The sequence below is a fragment of the Streptomyces brasiliensis genome (assembly GCF_014647875.1).
GTDB lineage: Bacteria > Actinomycetota > Actinomycetes > Streptomycetales > Streptomycetaceae > Streptomyces > Streptomyces brasiliensis.
In genome coordinates this window covers 223,882-245,938 of the sequence record NZ_BMQA01000005.1, presented here as the reverse complement: position 1 = coordinate 245,938, position 22,057 = coordinate 223,882, and the positions used below count along the sequence as shown (strand labels likewise).

The window sequence follows — 22,057 nt, the reverse complement described above, 5'->3', positions numbered from 1 at the left end:
TGCGGTTACGCAAGCGGAATGACCCGAAGGGATGCCGGAAGGCAACCGGACGGACGACGGCAGGGAACCTGGACGGATTCGGCAGGCGCCGACCCGCCCTCCCGCCACCCGACCACCACCCCCCAACGACAGCGCTACGCGCCGACCCGCCCTCCCGCCACCCGACCACCACCCCCCAACGACAGCGCTACGCGCCGACCCATTCATCGGTGCCGTCGGAGAACTTCTGGTGCTTCCAGATGGGCACTTCGTGCTTGATGTCGTCGATCAGCTTCCGGCAGGCGTCGAAGGCCTCCGCGCGGTGCGGACACGACACCGCGACCACGACGGCGAGATCCCCGATCCGCAGATCCCCCACCCGGTGGACGGCGGCGAGCGCCCGCACCGGGTACTCCGCGACGACCTTCTCGGCGATCCGACGCATCTCGGCCTCGGCACTGGGGTGGCACGAGTAGCCGAGCCGGTCGACATCGGCACCCGAGTCGTGGTTCCGCACGGTCCCCACGAACAGCGCGACGCCGCCCGCCGCGTCGTCACCGACGGCCTTGAACACCTCGTCGACGGAGAGCGCGGTCTCCTGAACGGCGATCAGCTTGACGGGCTCCTGAGCGGCCTGCTCACCGGGGTGGTCATTCGTGGGTGCCATACCCCCATCGTGCCGCACCGCACTCGCACACCGGAATACGGCTTTCACCAGTCCCGCGCGTGCGAGCGTTCGGAGTCTCCTACAACCGACAACGCAGGATGCCACCCGACACCGGCCGGCATCAGATGCCGCGTCGGGCCTTCCGAGCCCGCCGCACCACCGCCGCCGCCCCCAGCAGAGCGACCGTCGCCCCCGCGGCCCCCGCCGCCGTCGCATCCTTGCGGCCCAGCCGCCGCCCGGCGACCGTGTGCCGGCCGGACACCTCCTCCAGCAGCTCCGCGAGCACCTCCTCGTTGGTCCACTGCGGCCGCCACCCGGCGTCGTGCAGCCGGCTCCCGCTGACCACCCAGGGGTACATCGTGTACGCCAGGTCGCCCGCCGGAGACGGCGTGAGCCCGATCCGGTGCAGCCGCGCCGCCGCACCCAGCGCGACCGCCGACGGCAGTTCCATGCGCCGGATCCCGCTGAGCTCCTCGACCTCCTCCTGCTCGAGCCACCCGTCGCAGCCGACGGCGAGTTCCCCGTCGACCTTCTCCAGTACGGCGTACTCCAGCGCGCCGCACAGATCCTCGACGTGGCAGAACTGCCAGGCGGGCCGCGACCCGGCCACGACCAGCAGCCGGGGTGACTCGAAATACCTGGTCAGCGCGGTGTCGGTACCCCCGACGAGCACCGCGGGACGGACCACCGTGACGTTGAGCCCGGGATGCGCTCGCGGCGCCCGCCGGGCCAGCCGCTCGATCTCCAGCAGGTCCCCCACGCCCGTGGCCTCGGCCGTGGCCCGCAGCTCCGCGTCCTCCGAAAGTGGCAGTTCGTTGTCCGGCAGCGCTCCGTAGACCATCGCGGACGTGCACAGCACCACCCGGTGCACCCCGGCCGCCGCGGCGGCGGTCAGCACGGTCTGCGTCCCCCGTACGTTGTACGCCGTACGCGCCGCCGGGTCGGTCTCCAGGTCCAGGTCGAGCGCGAGATGCACGACCACGTCCGCGCCCCGCAGCTTGTCGGCGATCGCCGGGTCCCGCACGTCGAGGATGTGCCACTGGGCCGCCGCGCACTCCCCGCGCCGCTCGTCGATGGCGACGACCTGCTTGATCTCCTCGGAAGCCGCCAGCCGTTCGGTGAGCAGCGCGCCGATCCCGGTCGCGGCGCCGGTGACCGCGACGACGGGCCCGCGGGCGGCGGGAGTGGTTGACTGGTTTCGCGCTGCGCGAACCTGCGGATCTGGGGAACTCACCGGGCGTCTCCAGCGGTTGTCTTCAGTACGGGCGCGGGTGACGCGTACGTACCAGGTGGCATCCATCCTGCCGCAGGCCAAGAGTCGGCGAAGCACCGAGGCCCGATCGGGTTCTGGTGTCTACGCTGGGTGGTGTTGTCGGGCAGCCGCGCCGCCGGAAGAGCCGGCGGCCTTACCAGCCGAGGAACCCCGTGAGTGACACCCCATTCGGATTCGGCCTTCCGCCGGAGGAGCCGGACGACGGCGACGAGGGCAAGAAGAAGGACCAGCAGAGCGGCGGTGGTCAGGACCCGGCCAACCCGTTCGGATTCGGGCTGCCCGGTTTCGGCGGCCCGGGCGGTCCCGGCGGCGACAATCCGCTCGCTGCCATGTTCGGTTCACTGAACCCCACCGACCTGGGCGCCGCGTTCCAGCAACTGGGCCAGATGCTCTCGTACGAGGGCGGCCCGGTGAACTGGGACATGGCCAAGCAGATCGCCCGCCAGACGGTCTCCCAGGGCACCCCGGACGGCGTCAAGGACGCGAGCATCGGCCCCGCCGAGCGCACCGCGGTCCAGGAGGCCGTCCGCCTGGCCGACCTGTGGCTGGACGACGCGACGTCCCTGCCGTCGGGCTCCGGCTCCGCCGTGGCGTGGTCCCGCGCGGAGTGGGTCGAGGCCACGCTTCCGGCCTGGAAGGAGCTGGTCGACCCGGTCGCCGAGCGCGTCGGCGCGGCCATGGGCGACGTCCTGCCGGAGGAGATGCAGGCCATGGCGGGCCCGCTGATCGGCATGATGCGCTCGATGGGCGGCGCGATGTTCGGCACCCAGATCGGGCAGGCCGTCGGCGTGCTCGCGGGCGAGGTCGTCGGATCGACCGACATCGGCCTGCCGCTCGGCCCGGCCGGCCGGGCCGCGCTGCTGCCGGCGAACATCGAGGCGTTCGGCAAGGACCTGGGCGTGCCGAAGGACGAGGTGCGGCTCTACCTCGCCCTGCGTGAGGCCGCCCACCAGCGTCTGTTCGCGCACGTGCCGTGGCTGCGCTCGCACCTGTTCGGCGCGGTCGACGGGTACGCGCGCGGGATCAAGGTCGACACGGCGAAGCTGGAGGACGTGGTCGGCCAGTTCGACCCGCAGAACCCGGAGCAGCTGCAGGACGCTCTGCAGCAGGGCATGTTCCAGCCGGAGGACACACCGGAGCAGAAGGCGGCCCTGGCCCGTCTGGAGACGGCTCTGGCGCTCGTCGAGGGCTGGGTCGACGCGGTGGTCCACGCGGCCGCGAAGCCGCGCCTGTCGTCCGCCGACGCCCTGCGCGAGACGCTGCGCCGCCGCCGTGCCACGGGCGGCCCCGCCGAGCAGACGTTCGCGACGCTGATCGGTCTGGAGCTGCGCCCGCGCCGCCTGCGTGACGCCTCCCGACTGTGGGCCTCGCTCACGGACGCGCGCGGTGTCGACGGCCGGGACGCCCTGTGGGCCCACCCGGACATGCTGCCGACGGCCACCGACCTCGACGACCCGGACGGCTTCGTGCACCGCGAGCAGCTCGACTTCTCCGAGCTGGACAAGATGCTCGGCGAGGCGGCGGGCGGCTCCGGCGAGAAGCCGAACCTGAAGAAGGACGACGACAGCAAGGACGACGACACCGAGTGAGCCTGCACGACGACGCGGTCCTCGTACTGAAGGCTCACGAGGGCCAGGAAGAGCTGCGCCGGGCCTACCTGGAGCACTTGGAGGCCCACCCGGACGGTGTGTGGAAGGCCTGCGGGGCCGGGCACATCACGGCGAGCGCCCTGGTGATCGACCCCGAGCGCGGGCGGGTGCTGCTGACGCTGCACAGGAAGCTGCGGATGTGGCTGCAGATGGGCGGCCACTGCGAGCCGGAGGACACCTCGCTCGCCGCGGCGGCCCTGCGCGAGGCCACGGAGGAGTCCGGAGTCGCGGGCCTGACGCTACTTCCGGGCGGACCGGTGCGCCTGGACCGGCATCCGATCCCGCCGCCGTGCCACGTCCACTTCGACGTCCAGTTCGCGGCCGTGGCCCCGAGGGGCGCCGAGCACGCGATCAGCGACGAGTCGCTCGATCTGCGCTGGTTCGCCTACGACGAGGTGGCGGACGTGGCCGACGCGTCGGTCGTACGCCTGCTGAAGGCGACGCTCGACAGACTCTGAAACGAAGCTGGACAGGCCCTGGAACGGTAAGGGGCGCCGCACCCGAGCAGGCGCCCCTTACGTCGGCTTTCTGGACGCTCAGCTCCAGACGTTCCCCTGGTTCTGCCCACGCGCACCGTGCTGGCCCATGCCGAACTGCGCGGCGATGCCCTGACCGAACTGCGCGTGCTGGGGCGGCAGCAGTTCGCTGGGCTGGACGAGCGCGTAACCGCTGCCCATGAAGCTCAGCTCCCAGCCCTCACCGGTGCTACCGCGCCGCCGCCACACCCCGGAGGAATGCGTCTGGGCCTGCATCTGCACCCGCAGCCCGGTGGACCAGGCCACGATCGCGTCCGCGTCGCAGTTGACGTACTTGTCGGGCGTGACCTGCATCATCAGCGGAGCGCCCGAGGTCATCAGCGCGACCTTGCCGCGGCCGGTGATGTTGAGCTGGTACTTCCCGGACCCCGAGATGCCGTACTGGCTGTCGACGGCGATGACCTCGTGGTGCAGCGAGGAGTCCATGGCGAGGACGTAGTTGCTGTCCACCGTCAGCCCGTCCTGATCCACGTCGACCACGTGTACGTACTGGGCCAGGTTGGCGAGATAGACCGTGCCCTGCCCGTGGCAGCGCATGAGGTCCAGGCCCTCTCCCGTGTACGCACGCGCGCGTGCCTGGCTGTTGCTGCGGTACTCGCCGTCGAACTCGACGAGGCCCTGGTAGGCGACCATGGTGCCCTTGCGGGCGAGGAGGTCGTCGTGACCCGTGAGGGTGATGCGCAGCATCTGCTTGTTCTGCAGGCTCCAGCGTTCCTGGGTCTGCTGGTCGTTGAAGGCGAAAAGCGGGCTCTGCATGGCTTTCTGACTCCCCCTCAGCCCCGGACCCGGAGACGGTCGGTGCTGTCCTCGCTGGGCTGGACGACGACGATGCCCTGGCCGGAGAAGGCCATCTGGTAGGCCTCGCCGCTGCCCCGGCCGATCAGTGACTGCGCCTTGAAGCTGCGCTTGCCCTTCACCTTGAGGTTCGGGGACCAGGCGACGAGTGCGTCGGGGTCGACGTACGTCTCGTCCTCGCCGCCGCCGCAGTCGACGACGATCGGCTTGCCCCGGGAGGTCAGCGCGACCCAGCCCTGCCCGGAGATCTTCGTGTTCCACAGACCCTGACCGGCGAACTTCGCGAGCCCCTTGACCCGCTCGACGCCCCAGGTGAGGTGGGCGTCGAAGGCGAGCAGATTGGTGGCGTTGACGGAGATGCCGTCGCCATTGAGGTTGATCACGACGACGTTCGCGCCGTAGTCGGCGAGGTAGAGCAGGCCGTCGCCGGAGCACTTCATCAGGGGCGCGCCCTCGCCGGTCATCCAGTCGCGGGCGATCTGGCGCACGGCCGGCGGGTTGGGCTCGTACTGGACGAAGCCCTCGTAGGCGACCATCGAGCCCACGCGCGCCAGGAGATCGTTCCCGGTCTGCATGGCGACCTTCAGCATGTGGTCGCCATGGTTCTCCATACGGGCGGTGACGGGTGCGGGGGCGTAGCCCGCGAGCGGCTGGTTCATGACGGGCTCCCTCAGACCTCGTACGGCTGGACGACGATGAAGTTGCCGGGCGCGCCCCGGAACTGCAGGTTGATGCTCTCGCCGGTGTCCCCCGGGTACGCGTTGCGGCGCATGCGGACCTGGCTGGAGACGATCACCTGGGAGGCCGCCGACCAGGCGACAACCGCGTTGCAGTCGGCGAACGTGGTGGGCGTGACGGGCAGGACGACGGGCGTGCCGTGCGTCTTGACGACGACGGTGCCGGTGCCCTGGAACTGCATCGTGAACAGCGCGCCCCCGGGGATGCCGTGCCCCTCGATGCGGCGCACCTCGTACTGGAGGCTCTCGTCGAAGGCGAGGACGTTCTCGGCGGAGACGCAGATCGCGTCGCCCTGAAGCTCGACCGGGTGAAGGTGCGTGGCCTCCTCGGCGAGGAACACCTGGCCCTGGCCGCTACAGCGCATCAGCTGCATCTCCTGGCCGGTCGCGTTGCCCACGATCCGGCCGGCGAAGCCCGCGCCCTTGTAGCTGAAGTCGACCTTGCCCTGGTAGAGCACCATGCTGCCCTGGCGGGCGAGGACGGGCCGGCCGCCGATGCCGAGGTCGACGCGGATCAGTTTGGAGTTCTGCTGCGTCCAGCGCTGCCCGGTGGGCGTCTCCTTGAACTTCTGGAGAGCGGCGCTCACACCGGCGCCTTGCGGTGCGCCCTGCGGCACCCCGTACGGGGCGGCCTGCTGGCCGGGTACCTGCCCGAACGGCGGCTGCTGACCATAGCCCGGAGGCGCAGGCGCGGTCGGCTGCCCGTAGCCGGGCGGCGTCGGGGCCTGCGGGGCTGTGGGCCGGCCATAGCCAGGAGGCATGGGGGCGCTGGGCGCGGCGGGCTGGCCGCCGTACGACGGTTGGGGCTGACCGTACGGCGCGGGGGCAGGGGCCGGGGGCGGCACCGTGCCGCCCGGGGACGGGGTCAGGGGCGCGATGACGGTCGGGGCGGCGTGCACGTCGGGCATGGGCGCCGGGCCGGGCGCGGGAGGCGGCGTGGCTCCCGGGGGCGGCGGCGCGAAGCCCTGCGGGGCGGGGGCCGGAGCGGGTGCGGGCGCCGGTGCCGGGGCGGCCGGGACGCCGAACGCGGGCGGGGCCGCGGACTGGGCGGGCGGGGCGAAGCCCGGAGCGGCCGAGGTCTGCGGCTGCTGGGGTGCCGGGGCGGCGGGCGCGGGTGCCTCCTCCTCGAGCACCTCACCCCCGAAGTTCTTCAGCAGCGCCTCCAGGCCGCCGTCGAAGCCCTGGCCGACCGCGGCGAACCGCCACACGTCCTTGAGGTAGAAGTCGCCCAGCATCACGGCGCGTTCGGTGGTGAACTCCGAGCCGTTGAAGGCGTACCGGGCCACCTCCTCGCCGCCGGCCACGATGCGGATGTGTCCGGGGTTGATCTGGGACATCTGCCCGGCGCCGTCGATGGTCGCCGTGAACGACAGCTTCTGGATCTGCGGCGGGATCCGGTCCAGCGTGATCCGGAAGGACTCCGTGTCGCCCGCCTGCGCACCCAGCAACTGGATGGACTCCTCGGGGGACTTCGGCTGGTTGAAGAAGACGAAGTACCGGTCGTCCGAGAGACGTTCGTCGGCGTCGAGGCCGAAGCAGCTGATGTCGAAGGTCAGTCCGGGGGCGGAGATCTGCACGCCTACGTACAGATCCGTGCCCGCGGTGAGGTCACTGATCCTGGCCTTGTGGCCGCGTTGGAATTCCCTGGCCATGCGTAACGACCGTCCCCCATCCCGAATATGAGTGCGTCGCGCCAGGCTAACGGCAAACACCGACATCGGATGATGTCGGTACAGACCCGGTACACAACCGCGTTGGGCCACGCACGCGTGGGCGCGCGGCCCCGGGATCACTCGCTGCGCGCGCCGGGCACATGGGGCAGCCGGTCGGCGGCCACCACACCTTCGAGGTAGCCGCGGGCCCGCTCGGTCCGCGGGTACGCCTCCAGCAGCCGCCAGAAACGCGGACCGTGTCCGGGCACCAGCAGATGAGCGAGTTCATGGCAGAGCACGTAGTCGATGACGTACTCGGGCATGCCCTGCAACCGGTGCGAGAGCCGGATGCTGCCCTCAGCCGGGGTGCACGAACCCCAGCGCGTGTTCTGGTTGGTGACCCAGCGCACCGAAGCGGGCCGGGCCCGCCCGCCGAAGTACTGCTCCGACAGCTGCTGCGCGCGCTCGGCCAGGTCGCCGTCGCCCAGCGCCCGCTTGCTCTCCTGGGCGGCCAGTTTGTCGAGCATGACGGTCACCCAGCGCTGCTCCTCCGCCTCGGACATCCGGGCGGGGATGAGCACTACGGTGCGATCGCCCTCGCGATACGCGGAGACCGTCCGGCGTCGCCGGGCGCTCCTGCGGACCTCGATCGCGCTCGCCCCCGAGCCGCTCGGCGGCGGGCTCGTCGTGCTGCGCTGTGGTTTTCCGGCGCGGTGCAGTGGGTCGGCGGGCACGCCCCGACGTTACCCGCTGCATATGGGGGAAGTCCCGGGTCCGGGACGGTTCGATGCCGATCCCCCACCATGCGCTTGATTTGTACGACGACTCCCCGCTGCCTGTGGACAACTTGCGGCACCGGCTCGCGGCGGCGGGCATGCTGGCAGTCGTCGGCGGGATGTGACCGATTCCTCCGGCAAACACTGAAGTTCCAGGACTTGCCCATATCGATCCATGTCGACGGGGGGACTGTCATGCATCCACTGGTGAAGCCCGCGCTCAGGCGCGGCTGGCGCGACCTCAACACCGTGCAGTTCGGGATGACTCCGGCGCACGCGATGACGCTCGGGCCGATGGACACGGCGACGGGCAGTTTCCTCGACCTCCTCGACGGCGCACGTGGCCTACCGCTCCTGCGCGAGGAGGGGCGCCGCATGGACCTGCCGGACGGCCACGTCGACGCGCTGGCGGACCGGCTGACCAGGGCGGGGCTGCTCGACGACGCGCTCGGCGGTGGTCCGGCCGCTGACGCCCTGCGGGAGAAGAAGGACGTCCTCGACCGGCTGCGCCCGGATCTGGCGTCGCTCTCGCTGTACTCGCCCGAACCGGGCGGAGCGATCGGCCGCCTCGCGGCCCGGCGCTCCCTGCGCGTCCAGGTGAGAGGCGCGGGCCGGGTCGGCGCGCTGCTGGCCTCGCTGCTGTCGGGCGCGGGCGTCGGCGAGGTCGACGTGCGCGATGTCGGCCGCGTCGAGCCGTGGGACGTGGCGCCGGGCGGTCTGCCCGTCGAGTCCGTCGGTGAACGGCGGGACGAGGCCGCGCGCCAGGCCGTCCGACGGGCGGCGCCGGACCGCCCGTCCCGCCGCCGCGACCGCTCGGCCCCGCCGGATTCCGGCGCCCCCGGCTTCTCCCTGGTGCTCCTCGCCCCACGGGACGAGGTCGGCGTGCACGCCCCGGACCCGTTCGCCGCCGCGCCGCTCATGAGCTCCGGGACGCCTCATCTCTACGCCGGTGTGGTGGAGGGCACCGGCATCGTCGGCCCCTTGGTACTGCCGGGCGGGACGGGGTGCGCCGGCTGTCTCCACGAGGACCGCACGGACCGGGATCCGGCCTGGCCGCGGCTGGTCGCACAATGGCGTTCCGGGAAGGCGCGCCCGGTGACACCCTGTGATCTCGCGCTGGCGACGACGGTCGCGGGGCTCGCGGCCGCGCACGCCCTCGCCTTCCTCGACGGCGAGTCCCCGTCCAGCGCGGGTGCACGCTGGGAGGTGTCCGTGCCCGGCCTGCACTGGCACGCGAGGCCGGTGTGGCCGCACCCCGCGTGCCCCTGTGGTGCCGCGCGGAAAGCCGAGGGGGAACACTCCTCCACGGAAGAGGAGCCGCACGAGACAATGGCGAAGCAACGGCCGTCGACGGAGCGACCACGTACGGCGGAGACGGCGCGGCCGGCTGGGACTTGGAGGGCGCATGTCTGATCTTCCCCGGAAAGCGGTCACCCGGACCGCCAAGCTCGCCGCGCTTCCGCTCGGCTTCGCCGGCCGGGCGACCTGGGGGCTGGGCAAGCGGATCGTGGGCGAGTCCGCGGAGATCGTCGGCCGCGAGCTGCAACAGCGCACCGCGGAGCAGCTGTTCAAGGTCCTCGGCGAGCTGAAGGGGGGCGCGATGAAGTTCGGGCAGGCCCTGTCCGTCTTCGAATCGGCCCTGCCCGAGGAGGTCGCAGGCCCCTACCGAGCGGCCCTGACGAAGCTCCAGGAGGCGGCGCCACCCATGCCGACCCGCACCGTGCACTCCGTGCTCGAGGAGCGGCTGGGGGAGGACTGGCGGGAGCTGTTCCTGGAGTTCGAGGACAAGCCCGCCGCGGCGGCCTCGATCGGACAGGTACACCGGGCGGTGTGGCAGGACGGCCGCGAGGTGGCGGTCAAGGTGCAGTACCCCGGGGCCGGCGAGGCACTACTGTCCGACTTGAACCAATTGAGCCGCTTCGCCCGCCTGTTGGGGCCGCTGATCCCGGGGATGGACGTCAAACCGTTGATCGCCGAGCTGCGGGACCGCGTCTCGGAGGAGCTGGACTACGGCCTGGAGGCCCAGGCCCAGCAGGCACACGCGGAGGAGTTCGCGGGCGATCCCGACGTCGTCGTCCCGGCTGTGGTGCACCAGTGCGAGCAGGTGCTGGTCACGGAGTGGATCGACGGGATCCCGCTCTCCGAGGTGATCACGGACGGCACCACCGAGCAGCGTGATCGCGCCGGTCAGCTCCTGGCCCGCTTCCTCTTCTCGGGCCCGGCCCGCACCGGCCTCCTGCACGCCGATCCGCACCCGGGCAATTTCCGCCTGCTGCCCGGCGACACGGACGAGCAGGGCGACTGGCGCCTGGGCGTCCTCGACTTCGGCACCGTCGACCGCCTCCCCGGCGGTCTGCCGACCCCCATCGGCGACGCCCTGCGCATGACCCTGGACGGCGAGGCCGATGCGGTCTACGAGATGCTCCGGGCCGAGGGCTTCGTCAAGGAGTCGATAGAGCTCGACCCCGATGCCGTCCTCGACTACCTCCTGCCGATCATCGAACCGGCCCGGGTGGACGAGTTCACCTTCACCCGCACCTGGATGCGCAGCCAGGCGGCCCGTATCGCCGACCCCCGCTCCCCCGCGTATCAGCTGGGCAAGCAGCTGAACCTGCCTCCGGCGTACCTGCTGATACACCGGGTGACCCTCAGCACGATCGGTGTCCTGTGCCAGCTCGGCGCCACGGTACGGCTGCGACAGGAACTGGAGGAGTGGCTGCCCGGCTTCGTTCCCGAGGAGGAATGGCAGGAGGAAGTGGTGGAGGAGTCGGCGGCGGAGGCATGACGGCGGGCGGAGGCGTTCCGACGGGGCTACCGACGGCACCCGTTCTCCCGGTCTTCTGGTCCCCCGCCGGCGCGGATCACCACCAGGCCGAGTCCAGCCGCCCCTCGATCGCCCTGAGGTTCTCCCGGGCACAGGTGTCGCAGAAGTAGTGACGGACGCCGTTCTCGACGGAGCAGATCCAGGTGGGCAGGGGCTGCTCGGCCCAGGTGCCGCAGCGAGCGCAGACGAAGGCTTGCGGCTCCGTGGTGGGGCGGCCGTGGTCACTGTCTCCGGAAAGACTCGTCACTCGGCGACGATATCCCCGCCCGCGGTGGTTCGCCGGGCACAACGCACCGCGGGGGCCAGTCCGTTCGGACGGACCGGCCCCCGCGGGGGAAGTCATCGCCTCCCGAGGCCGGGAGGCCACCGCTTCAGGTGTGATCGGTTACTGCATGACCGCCATGGCGAGCGCACGGCGCGCGCGCAGCGAGGCGCGCTCCGCCCGGCGCTGCATCCGACGGGCGGTCGCCAGGCGCACGGCCCGGCGCTCCCGCTCGGCGTCCTGCAGCCGGTCGTGCATATGCGCACGAGCCAGGGCTTCTGGGATGAGTTGCATCTCCCGGGTCCTGTTCTGACGCGAGTCGGTCGCGCCGGTGGTGGTGACGTCTGAGGTTGCGGAGCCTGCGGGCTCGCTGGTGGACGGCTTCATCGGGGCCTGCTTCTTGGGGTCGTGCGTGACGGGGCGATCGATCGTTCCTGCGGTGTTCATGCCGTGACCGGGTTCTTGCGCGGGCGACCACGCGGCCGCTTCCGGGCGACGACGACACCCTGGACGAACAGCTCGCCACCCCAGACGCCCCAGGGCTCACGCCGCTCCTTGGCGCCGGCGAGGCAGGCCTCGATCAGCGGGCAGGTGCGGCAGAGGGACTTGGCGTACTCGACGTCCGCCGGCGACTCGGCGAAGAAGACCTCCGGGTCGTAGGAACGGCAGGGGACGGGTACGCCAAGGTTCTCGATGGCGTCATCGAGCGCGGTGAGCGCGGTGAGCGGAGTCAAGGTGAAGTCCTCCGTGGGGCCGGGCGGGGGGATCGTTTCGGAAGGCGGTACGGACGGGGCGTGCGCTTCGAGTTGCACGGTTCGTCTTCCTCGTCTGGTCGTTCCGGTCGGGTTGGACCGGGTGGCGGCTGGTACCGGGTTCTTTTCTTGTCCCGAGGCCCCTTCGCCCGTTGACCAAGTTCTCTTGGACAAACAGAAGGGCCGCGGATCCCGGATGGGGTTCCGCGGCCCTGAAGGCGCCGGCCTGATCTTCGTCAGGCTGGATCACTCCAGGGTTCTGGCCCACGGAAGGCCCACATCAGGTGGTGCTGCGTCGTCTGCTTCCGGAATCCGGCACCGGCCGCCGCAAAGGCATAGGCCTGGGCCTGTGCCACTACTGCTTCCAGCGCCTTGGTCGGTCGCTCGTTGCGCTCACGGACGGAGAGACCCGCGAGAGAAACGGAGGACGCCGGACGCGCGGCAGGAATGCCGGGCAGACCGGTGCCCAGGTTCGAGACGCCGAGCATGCACAGGGAGACGGCCGAGCGATCGCTCATTTTGGCCGCGCTGACGTTGCTGGTCTTGATGCTGATCACTGGACTCGCCTCCTCTCGGCGTCTCTGGGACTGGGATGAACCAGTCCGCGGATATGCAAGTACAACACGGAATCAGCGCCTCGAGAAGGCCGCCGTTTCCGTGTCTAGAACCTATGGGGATCGCTGGGGCATGCGCAAACTATTTTTTCGACGAGTTCGTATCAGCCGTCCCCGTCGTCCCCCGCGACCTCACGGCCTGCGCAGATGGCCAGAACATCGGCCCCGTAGCGGTTGAGCTTGCGCACTCCGACACCGGGGATACGCGCCAGTTCGGCGTCGTCCTCCGGGGCGGCCTCGGCGATGGCGATCAGGGTTTTGTCGGTGAAGACGCAGAAGGCGGGCTGTCCGCTGCGTACGGCCTGGTCCTGGCGCCATGTGCGCAGCCGCTCGTAGAGGCCCTCGTCCATGTCGGACGGACAGTCCTCGCAGCGCATCAGCTTCATCTCGCCGGCGTCGGTGAGCGTGCGGCCGCACACCCGGCAGCGGGCGGGGGTGCGCTGGGCGCGTCGGAGCGCGGTGGGACCGCCGCTCGCCCGGCCGCGCTCGATGCCACCGGAGGCAGTGGCGGCGGAACGGACGGCGGCGGCCGTGGAGCCGGGGCGCAGCCCGTCGAGGAAGCGACTGGGACGGCGGCTGGGACGGCCGCCCGGGGATCTGGCGAGCGCCCAGGACACATGAAGCCGTTCTCGAGCGCGGGTCACGCCGACGTAGAGGAGCCGGCGCTCCTCCTCGATCTGCTCGGCGGTCTTTGCGTAGGTGATCGGCACCATGCCCTCGGCGACGCCGACCAGGAAGACGACGTCCCACTCCAGTCCCTTGGCCGAGTGCAGCGAGGCGAGGGTGACCCCCTGGACGGTGGGGGCGTGCTGGGCGTTGGCCCGCTCGTCGAGTTCGGCGACGAAGTCGCTCAGCGTGGCACCGGTTCTGGCGGCGGCGAAGCCGTGCGCCAGAGCGACCAGGGCGGCCAGGGATTCCCACCGCTCTCTGACCGCACCCGAGCCGGCCGGGGGCTCGCTGGTCCAGCCCTCCCCCGACAGGACCGCGCGCACCTGGGACGGCAGGTCGACGACGTCGTCGAGCAGGGAGTCGTTGCCGCCGAAGCGGGCCGCACCGCGCAGTGCCATGCCTGCCTTGCGCACCTCGGGACGCTCGAAGAACCGCTCGGCACCGCGCAGCTGATAGGGGACACCGGCGTCGGCCAGGGCCTGCTCAAAGGTCTCGGACTGGGAGTTCGTGCGGAACAGGATCGCGATCTCACTGGCCGGAACCCCGGCGTCGATCAGGTCCCGGATGCGGCGGGCGGCGCCCTCGGCCTCGGCGGGCTCGTCGCCGTACTCGCTGTAGACGGGCTCGGGGCCTGCGTCGCGCTGGGAGATCAGCTCGAGACGGTGGTCGGCGGCGCGGCCGCGGGCCTGGGCGAGCAGGCCGTTGGCGAGGTGGACGACCTGCGGGGTGGAGCGGTAGTCGCGGACAAGCTTGACGACCGTGGCGCCGGGGTGGCGGGTGCGGAAGTCCAGGAGATGGTCCGGAGTTGCTCCGGTGAACGAGTAGATCGTCTGGCTGGCGTCGCCGACGACGCACAGGTTGTCCCGCTCGCCGAGCCACAGCTCCAGCAGGCGCTGCTGGAGCGGGCTGACGTCCTGGTACTCGTCGACCACGAAGTGCTGGTACTGCGAGCGGACCTGCTCGGCGATGTCGTGCCGGTCCTGGAGGACCGCGACGGTCAGCAGCAGGACGTCCTCGAAGTCGATGACCGCGCGATCGCGCTTGAGGGCCTCGTACGCCGAGTAGAGCTGGGCGATCTCGGCCGGGTCGCGGGGAGCTTCGCGCCCGGCCTTGACGATGGCGAGCGGATAGTCGGCGGGGACGGTCTGGGTGACCTTGGACCACTCGATCTCCGCGGTGACGTCGCGCAGCTCGCCGCGGTCGAGGCGGATGCGGCAGGCGGCGGATGCGTCGGCCACGAGCTGGATCTTGCGGTCGACGAGCCGGGGCATGGAGCCACCGACGGCTTTCGGCCAGAAGTACTGGAGCTGGCGCAGGGCAGCGGAGTGGAAGGTGCGGGCCTGCACGCCGTGGGCGCCGAGCTGGCGCAGGCGGCCGCGCATCTCGCCTGCGGCGCGGTTGGTGAAGGTGACGGCGAGCACGGTGGAGGGCTGGAGGATGCCTGCATGCACTCCGTAGGCGATGCGGTGGGTGATCGCCCGTGTCTTGCCGGTGCCGGCGCCGGCGAGCACGCACACCGGTCCGTGCAGGGCGGTGGCCACTTCGCGCTGCTCGGGGTCCAGTCCTTCGAGCACCGCGTCGGCCCCGCTCGGCGTGGCCGGGTACGGAGAGCTGCCGGTGCCCTGCGGGAAGAGGGTGGAGTGCGTTGCTGGTGTCACACCGCCATGCTGCCAGGTCGCCGGAGACGGCTGTGTCAGTTGTCCACAGGGAGGCCCTTGCAGTCGTACTGATGCGGCAGGCGTCACGTCGGGGCCCTGCGGCGGGCGTCGCGCAGGGTCGATGCGGCGGGCGTCACGTCCGGCCGCCGCCCTGGATACCCCCCGCGGGAATGGCGGACGGGTCGCGTACGTTGCCACCACGGACGTTCTTCACCGACCCGCCTAAGGAGCGCGAGAGACATGCAGGGCACTGTGACGATGTACAGCACGACTTGGTGCGGCTACTGCCGTCGGCTGAAGAGCCAGCTGGATCGCGAGGGCATCGCGTACACCGAGATCAACATCGAGCAGGACCCGGAGTCCGCGGCGTTCGTGGAGAAGGCCAATGGCGGAAACCAGACGGTTCCGACTGTCCTCTTCGCCGACGGCTCCACCCTGACGAACCCGTCCCTGGCGCAGGTGAAGCAGAAGATCAGCGCGTAAGCAGACTGGCGTCGAAGCCTTGTGGAAGGCGGTCCCTGAGGTGACTCAGGGACTGCCTTCTCGTGGTTTGTCCCACACCACGATGTAGCGCCACAGCAGCCGGCGCCGGAAGCGGCACCCGGGCAGAAGTCGGCGTGCGGCCCGCCGTACCTCACCCCAGTCCAGGGCCGGGTCCTCCATGGGCATGCCCGCCGGGCCGCGCTTTCCGCCGCGCAGCAGCGCGAGAAGCCGGTTCGCGGGCACCCCGCAGCCGCTGATCAACCAGTCCAGGAGGGACCCGTTGCGGGCCAGGCCGACGACCACGAGGCGGCCACCGGGTGCGAGCAGCCGGGTCAGTCGGTCCACCGCGTCCTCGAACCGGGTGTGGTGGACGACGGCGACCGCGCTGACGAAGTCGTACACGCCTGCCTCCACCACATCGCCGGCGAGGTAGTCCGCTTCGCGGAAGACCACGTTTCCGGCTCCGCTCGCCCGCGCGAGCCGGATCATCTCCGGTGAGCGGTCCACGCCCGTCACCGACCCGCACCGGGCGGCGAGCTTGCGGGCCAGCAGCCCGTCGCCGCAGCCGACGTCCAGGGCCCTGCGGCAGCCGTCCGGGACGGCGGCGAGCACCACGGAGTGGTAGTGGACGTTGTGGTTCCAGTACGGGTCGGCGCTCACCCGTGGCGCCTCAGACGAAGCTCCGTGTCGGCAGCGGCTTGCCGTACCAGAGCTCGATCAGGCGGGCCGCGATGGAGATGCCGTACGGGGGCAGCACCTCACCGGACTCGAAGGCCGCGCGCAGCTCGTCCCTGGAGAACCAGCGGGCCTCGTGGATCTCGTCCCCGTCGACGTCGATGCCGGTCGTGGTGGCGTGGGCCAGGAAGCCCAGCATCAGGCTGGACGGGAACGGCCAGGGCTGGCTGGCGACGTACTCGACCTGGCCGACCGTGATGCCGACCTCTTCGCTGACCTCGCGGCGCACCGCCTGCTCGATGGACTCGCCGGGTTCGACGAAACCGGCGAGCGTCGAGAAACGGCCCTCGGGCCAGTGGACCTGGCGGCCGAGCAGGATGCGGTCGTCGGCGTCGGTGACGGCCATGATCACGGCGGGGTCGGTGCGTGGGTAGTGCTCGGCGCCGCAGGCGGGGCAGCGGCGGATGTGACCGGCGGCGGCGATGATCGTGCGCTCGCCGCAACGCGAGCAGAAGCGGTGGGTGCGCTGCCAGTTCTCCAGACCGACCGCGTGCACCATCAGGCCGACGTCCCGGGCCGACAGGAGCAGGCCCGCCTCGCGCAGCCCCGCCGGGCGGGCGGACTGGTCGATCCGGCCGGGCAGGGAGTCCTTCTGCAGCGCGAAGTAGCTGACGCCGTCCTCGTCGGTGCCCAGGAAGTAGCGGTGTGCTTCGGTGAGGGGGGCTTCGAAGGAGGGGGTCATGACGAGTTCGGTGCGGCCGTCGGCCGTCTCGTCGATGAGGACCTGGCCGCCGGAGACCACGAAGCAGCGGGTCGAGGGGTGACTCCAGGCCGCCGCGAGCCAGGCCTCGTCGAGCCGGTGGTGGGCGGCCCGGTCGATGCCGCTCGGAGCGGTGAGCGAGATGGGTCGGTCGGCGGTGTGGTCGGTCCAGGTGGTCACGGGTGCTTCCAACTCCCCCAGTGCAAAGGTTTGTTTTGGCGGGCGGTTCAGCGGGATGTAGCGCGGGAGGGGACCGGGTCGGGTGCGGGCGGGCTGTGCGGGGCGGTTCTTCCAGTGTGCCCCGCGCGCGGAGCCGCTCCGGAGGGCGCCGGATCAGGGGGCACGGCGCCAGTTCTCCCCGAGGTCGCCCCACAGGTACGCGGTGGTCTCGACGCCCTTGAGGAGCAGGTCCAGCTCGACCTTCTCGTTCGGCGCGTGCCAGCCGTCGGACGGGACGGAGATGCCCAGGAACAGGACGGGCGCGCCGAGGACCTCCTGGAGATCGGCAGCCGGTCCGGAGCCGCCCTCGCGGGTGAAGCGGACCGGTGTCTGGAAGGCGCGGGCCATGGCGCGGGTCACGGACTGCAGGGCGGGGTGGTCGAGCGGGGTCAGGCACGGGCGCGTGGCGGCGCCGAAGTCGATCTCGCAGCGGATTCCGGCGGGCACCTGGCCGGCGGCCCAGGCGCGCACGGCCTTCTCGATGCGGTCGGGGTCCTGGCCCGCGACCAGTCGGAAGGACAGTTTCACCATCGCCGTGGCCGGGATGATCGTCTTGCTGCCGGGGCCCTGGTAACCGCCGCCGATGCCGTTGACCTCGGCGGTGGGGCGGGCCCAGATGCGCTCCAGGGTGGTGTGCCCGGCCTCGCCGTGGGTGGCGTACGACTTGGCGGTGCTCAGCCACTGCTTCTCGTCGAAGGGCAGCTCGGCGAAGAGTGCGCGTTCGCGGTCGGTCGACTCGACGATCCCGTCGTAGAAGCCGGGGATCGCCACGCGCGCGTGCTCGTCGTGCAGGGCGGCGACGAGGCGGGCGGCGGCGGTCGCCGGGTTGGGCACGGCGCCGCCGAAGGAGCCGGAGTGGATGTCCTGGTCGGGGCCGTACAGCTGGATCTCGCACTCGGCGAGGCCGCGCATGCCGGTGCACACCGTGGGGGTGTCCGCGGACCACATGCCGGTGTCGGAGACGATCACGGCGTCGGCGGCGAGCCGGTCCGCGTGCTCCTCGACGAGGGCCCGGAAGTGCGGGGACCCGGACTCCTCCTCGCCCTCGACGAGCAGCTTCAGATGGACGGCGGGGGCGGTGCGGCCGGTGGCGGCGAGATGGGCGCGGACGCCGAGTGTGTGGAAGAACACCTGGCCCTTGTCGTCGGCGGCCCCGCGCGCGTGAAGTCGGTTGTCCCGGACCACCGGCTCGAAGGGGTCGCTGTCCCAGCCGTCCTCGCGGGCGGCGGGCTGGACGTCGTGGTGGCCGTAGACGAGGACCGTGGGCGCCTCGGGGTCGTCGGCGGGCCACTCGGCGAAGACGGCCGGGGCGCCCGGCGTCTCCCAGACCTCGGCGGTCGGGAAGCCGGTCTCGGCGAGCCTGGCGGCGAGCCAGTCGGCGCTGCGGCGTACATCGGGCGCGTGGTCGGGCTGGGCCGACACGGAGGGGATGCGCAGCCATTCGGCAAGGTCGTCGAGGAAGGCGGCGCGGTGCTGCTCGATGTACGCGCGGACGGCGCTGTCCGGGGTCTGGCTCATGCATCGAGCCTATCGGCCCGAGCCGGCATCCCGATTGGGCGGTGCGTCACACTCGGCGTCCCCGGTGAGCAGCCGTTCGAGCGCGGTCCGGTCCGGGAGCCCGTCGGGTCGTACGACCTCGCCGGTGCGCACGTACAGGAACGTGGCCGTGACCGACTCGGGGGGCACGCCCTGCTGCTCGGCCCAGCCGAGTCGGTACACGGCGAGCTGGAGCGGGTCGGCGGTGCGGGTGCGGCTGGTCTTCCAGTCGACGATCTCGTAGGTCGCCTCGTCCCCGTCGCCGGTTCTGTAGACGGCGTCGATACGGCCCCGTACGACGCGGCCCGCGAGGGTGAGCTGGAAGGGGACCTCGACACGGTAGGGCGTGCGATGAGCGTACTCGGTGCGTTCGAAGGCCTCCTTGAGGACTTCGAGGTCGCGTTCGTCGGCGATCTCGGCCTCGCTGCCGGGCAGGTCCTCCGGCTCCAGCATCGGGAGCGTCAACTCCTCGAAGCGGGTCTCCACCCAGGCGTGGAACCGGGTGCCTCGGCGCGCGGCCGGTTGCGGGGGGCGCGGCATGGGGCGTGCGAGTTCCTGCGCGAGTCCGTCCGGGTACTCGGCGAGGCGCAGCAGCTGGGTCGCGGTGAGGGTGGCGGGCAGTGGTACGTCGGTGACGCTCTGCCGGGCGCGCAGGAGTTCACCGGTGAGTGCGTCCAGATCACGGTCCCAGGAGGCGAGGGTGCGGGCCTCCTCGGGAGTGAGGGGCTCGCGCTCCGGATCGGCGGGGTGGGGGCGTGCGTCGGCCGGGACGGTGGGGGCGGTCGCCTGGTGCGGGACGGTCGGGCGGGCGGTGGTCCAGGTGTCCCAGTCGGCGGGGTCGTCGGCGAAGGGCGGTTCGTCGAGGTCGGCCGGTTGCGTGTCGGTCGGCTCGTGCTCCAGGAGTGCCTCGTCGAAGTGGGGCTCGTCGTCCGGTGGAGTGGGCCAGTCCGGGTCGTCGTAGGTGTCCGGATCGTGGGTGGCCGACGGATGGGTGTCCTCGTGGGCGGCGAGGTTCTCCAGATGGGCGAGAACCGTCTCGGCCGCGGCGCGGCGGCGGGCCAGGGCGTCGGCGTCGAGGGGCAGCGGCCAGGCCTGGTCGGCGGTCGCCCGGTGCAGGACGGGGTTCTCCTCGTCCTCCCCGGGGGCGTCCTCCCAGGCCTCGATCTCGCCGTGCCCGGCGGCGCAGTGCTCGTACAGGGCGAGCAGGAAGTCGGAGGGGCCGCGGGGTTTCTTCTGGGTGGGCCCCCACCAGTGTCCGGAGCCCAGCAGCAGGGAGCGGGGGCGGGTGAAGGTGACGTAGCCGAGGCGCAGTTCCTCGGTGTGCTGGTGGTCCTTCATGGCCTCGTGGAAGGCCTTCATGCCGCGTGAGTCCCAGGCCCCGACGTCGGGCAGGGTGTCGCTGTCGCCGCGCAGGGCGTGCGGCAGCACCTTGGCCTGGGAGGTCCACTTCTCGCGGCCCTGGGCGCTGGGAAAGGTGCCGGTGACGAGGCCGGGGACGGCGACGACGTCCCACTCCAGGCCCTTGGACCTGTGTGCGGTGAGCACCTTGACGGTGTTCTCGCCGCCGGGGAGGGCGTTGTCGAGGCCCTTCTCGTACTGGGCGGCGGTGCGCAGGAAGCCGAGGAAGGCCAGCAGGGTGGCCTCGTTGTCGCCCGCGGCGAAGGAGGCGGCGACGTCGAGGAAGTTGGACAGGGTCTCGCGGCGGCGGGCGGCGAGGGCGTGCGGGGAGGCCGACAGTTCGACCTCGAGGCCGGTGACGGCGAGGACGCGGTGCAGGACGTCCATCAGCGGGTCGGACAGGGAGCGGCGCAGCTCGCGCAGTTCGGCGGCCAGGCGGGCGAAGCGGACGCGCGCGTCCGGCGAGAAGGGCAGCCCGTCGTCGTCCCCGTCGCCCTCCCAGGGGGTTTCCAGGAACGTGTCGAGGGCATCCGCGAGCGAGATCACCTCGGACGGGTCGACCCCCTCCACGGCCTCGGCGAGCCGGCGGTCCGGGTCGTCGTCCCCGCCCACGCGCGCGTGTGCCACCAGCAGGCGGGCGCGGCGGCCGAGCAGGGCGAGGTCGCGGGGCCCGATGCGCCAGCGCGGTCCAGTCAGCAGACGGACGAGGGAGGCGTTGGCTCCGGGGTCCTGGAGGACTTCGCAGACGGCCACGAGGTCGGCTACCTCGGGCAGGTGCAGCAGCCCGGACAGGCCGACCACCTCGACGGGGACGTCCCGCGCGACGAGGGCACCCTGGATCTCCGCGAAGTCGCCGGCCGTCCGGCACAGGACGGCGATCTCGCCGGGCGCCTTGCCGGTCCGGACGAGGTGGGCGACGGAGTCGGCGAGCCAGTCGATCTCCTCGGCGTGGGTGCGCAGCAGGGCGCAGCGGACCGTGCCGTCGCGTTCGGCGCCCGGGGCCGGGTGGAGCGCCTCCACGCCCGCGTGCATGGCGCGCAGGGGTTCGGCGAGGCCGTTGGCGAGGTCGAGGAGGCGGCCACCGCTGCGGCGGTTCTCGCTGAGGGCCTGGCGGGCGGCGGGGCGGCCGTCGGCGTGGGTGAAGTGCTCGGGGAAGTCGTCGAGGTTGGCGACGGAGGCGCCGCGCCAGCCGTAGATGGCCTGGCAGGGGTCGCCGACGGCGGTGACCGGGTGGCCGGTGCCGTCGCCGAACAGGCCTGCCAACAGGACGCGTTGGGCCACCGACGTGTCCTGGTACTCGTCGAGGAGGACGACGCGGAACTCGTCGCGCAGGATGCGGCCCACCTCGGGAACGCGGGCGAGGGCGGCGGAGAGGGCGATCTGGTCGCCGAAGTCGAGCAGGTCGCGTTCGCGTTTGGCCGCGCGGTAGCGCAGCACCAGCTCGGCGAGTTCCCGGCGGGCGGCGGCCGTCTCGGGGACCTTGCGCAGATCGGCGTTGCTCAGCCGGGTGCCCTCGAGGGTGTGCAGCAGGCCGGCGTCCCAGGCACGCAGATCCTCGGGGCGTACGAGGTGTTCGGCCAGCTCGGCGTCGAGGGCGAGCAGGTCGCTGACCAGGTCGGCGAAGGAGCGGGTCAGGGACGGGTAGGGGCCGGGGGCCTCGCGCAGCACGCGCGCGGCGAGCTGGTAGCGGGTGGCGTCGGCCAGCAGGCGGGAGGCCGGTTCGAGCCCGATGCGCAGGCCGTGGTCGGTGAGGAGGCGGCCCGCGAAGGCGTGGTACGTGGAGATGACCGGCTCGCCCGGCGGGTTGTCCGGGTCGATGACGTCGGGGTCGGTGACACCGGCCCTGACGAGCGCCGTGCGGACGCGCTCGGCGAGTTCACCGGCCGCCTTGTTGGTGAAGGTCAGGCCGAGGACCTGGTCGGCGGCGACCTGCCCGGTGCCGACCAGCCACACCACGCGCGCGGCCATCACCGTGGTCTTGCCCGAACCGGCTCCGGCCACGATCACCTGCGGGGCGGGCGGCGCGACGATGCAGGCCGTCTGCTCCGGAGTGAACGGGATGCCGAGGAGCTCCTTGAGCTGCTCGGGGTCGGTGATACGGGCGGGCATGCCGGAGAGGCTAGCCGCGGCCACTGACAGCGGG

Annotated in this window: 20 protein-coding genes; 5 read left to right on the top strand and 15 right to left on the bottom strand. The window is 71.8% G+C overall.

Annotated elements, in window-relative coordinates; genetic code table 11:
* Positions 1–187: 187 nt before the first annotated feature.
* On the bottom strand, positions 188–646 hold the full coding sequence (locus tag IEZ19_RS10505; protein ID WP_189310851.1) for a molybdenum cofactor biosynthesis protein MoaE: 459 nt from the start codon (positions 644–646) through the stop codon (positions 188–190).
* Positions 647–767: 121 nt separating this feature from the next.
* Complete coding sequence (locus tag IEZ19_RS10500) at positions 768–1,880, bottom strand: SDR family oxidoreductase (RefSeq protein ID WP_189310850.1); 1,113 nt, start codon at positions 1,878–1,880, stop codon at positions 768–770.
* 191 nt (positions 1,881–2,071) lie between these two features.
* On the opposite strand from IEZ19_RS10500, the gene IEZ19_RS10495 reads away from it, so the two are divergent.
* Positions 2,072–3,508: a zinc-dependent metalloprotease gene (locus IEZ19_RS10495; protein WP_189310849.1), complete on the top strand. Its 1,437-nt coding sequence runs from the start codon at positions 2,072–2,074 to the stop codon at positions 3,506–3,508.
* A complete protein-coding gene (locus IEZ19_RS10490; protein WP_189310848.1) occupies positions 3,505–4,026 on the top strand; it encodes an NUDIX hydrolase in 522 nt (173 codons plus the stop codon). Before IEZ19_RS10495 ends, IEZ19_RS10490 begins: the two co-directional genes overlap by 4 nt.
* Before the next feature lie 78 nt (positions 4,027–4,104).
* Here IEZ19_RS10490 and IEZ19_RS10485 read toward each other — a convergent pair whose 3' ends face one another.
* The 4 genes from IEZ19_RS10485 to IEZ19_RS10470 all read right to left on the bottom strand — a co-directional run bounded on the left by IEZ19_RS10485 (position 4,105) and on the right by IEZ19_RS10470 (position 8,022).
* The gene (locus tag IEZ19_RS10485) at positions 4,105–4,860 is read right to left on the bottom strand and encodes an AIM24 family protein (protein ID WP_189310847.1); all 756 of its coding nucleotides are present in this window, start codon (positions 4,858–4,860) and stop codon (positions 4,105–4,107) included.
* Positions 4,861–4,877: 17 nt separating this feature from the next.
* Positions 4,878–5,558: an AIM24 family protein gene (locus IEZ19_RS10480; RefSeq protein ID WP_189310846.1), complete on the bottom strand. Its 681-nt coding sequence runs from the start codon at positions 5,556–5,558 to the stop codon at positions 4,878–4,880.
* Positions 5,559–5,569: 11 nt separating this feature from the next.
* Positions 5,570–7,288 carry a TerD family protein gene (locus IEZ19_RS10475; RefSeq protein WP_189310845.1) on the bottom strand — a complete coding sequence of 573 codons (1,719 nt, stop codon included), beginning with the start codon at positions 7,286–7,288 and terminating at the stop codon, positions 5,570–5,572.
* Between the two features lie 137 nt (positions 7,289–7,425).
* Positions 7,426–8,022, bottom strand: coding sequence for a M48 metallopeptidase family protein (locus IEZ19_RS10470; RefSeq protein WP_189310844.1), 597 nt, complete (start codon positions 8,020–8,022; stop codon positions 7,426–7,428).
* A 237-nt stretch (positions 8,023–8,259) separates the two neighbouring features.
* Here IEZ19_RS10470 and IEZ19_RS10465 point away from each other — a divergent pair, with 237 nt between their 5' ends.
* Together IEZ19_RS10465 and IEZ19_RS10460 are read left to right on the top strand one after the other, a co-directional pair.
* The gene (locus tag IEZ19_RS10465) at positions 8,260–9,477 is read left to right on the top strand and encodes a TOMM precursor leader peptide-binding protein (protein ID WP_189310843.1); all 1,218 of its coding nucleotides are present in this window, start codon (positions 8,260–8,262) and stop codon (positions 9,475–9,477) included.
* A complete protein-coding gene (locus IEZ19_RS10460; RefSeq protein WP_189310842.1) occupies positions 9,470–10,849 on the top strand; it encodes an ABC1 kinase family protein in 1,380 nt (459 codons plus the stop codon). Before IEZ19_RS10465 ends, IEZ19_RS10460 begins: the two co-directional genes overlap by 8 nt.
* A 76-nt stretch (positions 10,850–10,925) precedes the next feature.
* Here IEZ19_RS10460 and IEZ19_RS10455 read toward each other — a convergent pair whose 3' ends face one another.
* The 5 genes from IEZ19_RS10455 to IEZ19_RS10435 form a co-directional block, all read right to left on the bottom strand.
* Complete coding sequence (locus IEZ19_RS10455) at positions 10,926–11,135, bottom strand: hypothetical protein (protein ID WP_189310841.1); 210 nt, start codon at positions 11,133–11,135, stop codon at positions 10,926–10,928.
* Positions 11,136–11,273: 138 nt separating this feature from the next.
* Positions 11,274–11,597, bottom strand: a complete 324-nt coding sequence (locus IEZ19_RS10450; RefSeq protein WP_189310840.1) for a putative WhiB-interacting protein — start codon at positions 11,595–11,597, stop codon at positions 11,274–11,276.
* Positions 11,594–11,962, bottom strand: a complete 369-nt coding sequence (locus IEZ19_RS10445; protein ID WP_189310839.1) for a WhiB family transcriptional regulator — start codon at positions 11,960–11,962, stop codon at positions 11,594–11,596. The genes IEZ19_RS10450 and IEZ19_RS10445 overlap by 4 nt, the downstream gene beginning before the upstream one ends.
* A gap of 176 nt (positions 11,963–12,138) precedes the next feature.
* Positions 12,139–12,459, bottom strand: a complete 321-nt coding sequence (locus IEZ19_RS10440) for a hypothetical protein (protein WP_189310838.1) — start codon at positions 12,457–12,459, stop codon at positions 12,139–12,141.
* A 161-nt stretch (positions 12,460–12,620) separates the two neighbouring features.
* Positions 12,621–14,843, bottom strand: coding sequence for an ATP-dependent DNA helicase UvrD2 (locus IEZ19_RS10435; RefSeq protein WP_373296945.1), 2,223 nt, complete (start codon positions 14,841–14,843; stop codon positions 12,621–12,623).
* Positions 14,844–15,083: 240 nt separating this feature from the next.
* On the opposite strand from IEZ19_RS10435, the gene IEZ19_RS10430 reads away from it, so the two are divergent.
* Entirely contained in the window at positions 15,084–15,326 is a 243-nt protein-coding gene (locus tag IEZ19_RS10430; RefSeq protein ID WP_093499206.1) for a mycoredoxin, read from the top strand.
* 45 nt (positions 15,327–15,371) lie between these two features.
* Here the strand turns inward: IEZ19_RS10430 and IEZ19_RS10425 are convergent, their stop codons facing one another.
* The 4 genes from IEZ19_RS10425 to IEZ19_RS10410 all read right to left on the bottom strand — a co-directional run bounded on the left by IEZ19_RS10425 (position 15,372) and on the right by IEZ19_RS10410 (position 22,023).
* Positions 15,372–15,986, bottom strand: a complete 615-nt coding sequence (locus tag IEZ19_RS10425) for a class I SAM-dependent methyltransferase (protein ID WP_189310836.1) — start codon at positions 15,984–15,986, stop codon at positions 15,372–15,374.
* A gap of 10 nt (positions 15,987–15,996) precedes the next feature.
* The gene (gene nudC, locus IEZ19_RS10420; protein ID WP_189310835.1) at positions 15,997–16,941 is read right to left on the bottom strand and encodes an NAD(+) diphosphatase; all 945 of its coding nucleotides are present in this window, start codon (positions 16,939–16,941) and stop codon (positions 15,997–15,999) included.
* A gap of 153 nt (positions 16,942–17,094) precedes the next feature.
* A complete protein-coding gene (locus IEZ19_RS10415) occupies positions 17,095–18,498 on the bottom strand; it encodes a dipeptidase (RefSeq protein WP_189310834.1) in 1,404 nt (467 codons plus the stop codon).
* Positions 18,499–18,507: 9 nt separating this feature from the next.
* Positions 18,508–22,023, bottom strand: a complete 3,516-nt coding sequence (locus IEZ19_RS10410) for an ATP-dependent helicase (RefSeq protein WP_189310833.1) — start codon at positions 22,021–22,023, stop codon at positions 18,508–18,510.
* Positions 22,024–22,057 lie beyond the last annotated feature (34 nt).

What these genes read in the sequence shown, in the direction of transcription:
- IEZ19_RS10450 (WP_189310840.1), bottom strand. Translation starts at nt 11,597, where the DNA reads ATGAACACCGCAGGAACGATCGATCGCCCCGTCACGCACGACCCCAAG.
- IEZ19_RS10415 (WP_189310834.1), bottom strand. Translation starts at nt 18,498, where the DNA reads ATGAGCCAGACCCCGGACAGCGCCGTCCGCGCGTACATCGAGCAGCAC.
- IEZ19_RS10505 (WP_189310851.1), bottom strand. Translation starts at nt 646, where the DNA reads ATGGCACCCACGAATGACCACCCCGGTGAGCAGGCCGCTCAGGAGCCC.
- IEZ19_RS10480 (WP_189310846.1), bottom strand. Translation starts at nt 5,558, where the DNA reads ATGAACCAGCCGCTCGCGGGCTACGCCCCCGCACCCGTCACCGCCCGT.
- IEZ19_RS10485 (WP_189310847.1), bottom strand. Translation starts at nt 4,860, where the DNA reads ATGCAGAGCCCGCTTTTCGCCTTCAACGACCAGCAGACCCAGGAACGC.
- IEZ19_RS10475 (WP_189310845.1), bottom strand. Translation starts at nt 7,288, where the DNA reads ATGGCCAGGGAATTCCAACGCGGCCACAAGGCCAGGATCAGTGACCTC.
- IEZ19_RS10410 (WP_189310833.1), bottom strand. Translation starts at nt 22,023, where the DNA reads ATGCCCGCCCGTATCACCGACCCCGAGCAGCTCAAGGAGCTCCTCGGC.
- IEZ19_RS10430 (WP_093499206.1), top strand. Translation starts at nt 15,084, where the DNA reads ATGCAGGGCACTGTGACGATGTACAGCACGACTTGGTGCGGCTACTGC.
- IEZ19_RS10460 (WP_189310842.1), top strand. Translation starts at nt 9,470, where the DNA reads ATGTCTGATCTTCCCCGGAAAGCGGTCACCCGGACCGCCAAGCTCGCC.
- IEZ19_RS10465 (WP_189310843.1), top strand. Translation starts at nt 8,260, where the DNA reads ATGCATCCACTGGTGAAGCCCGCGCTCAGGCGCGGCTGGCGCGACCTC.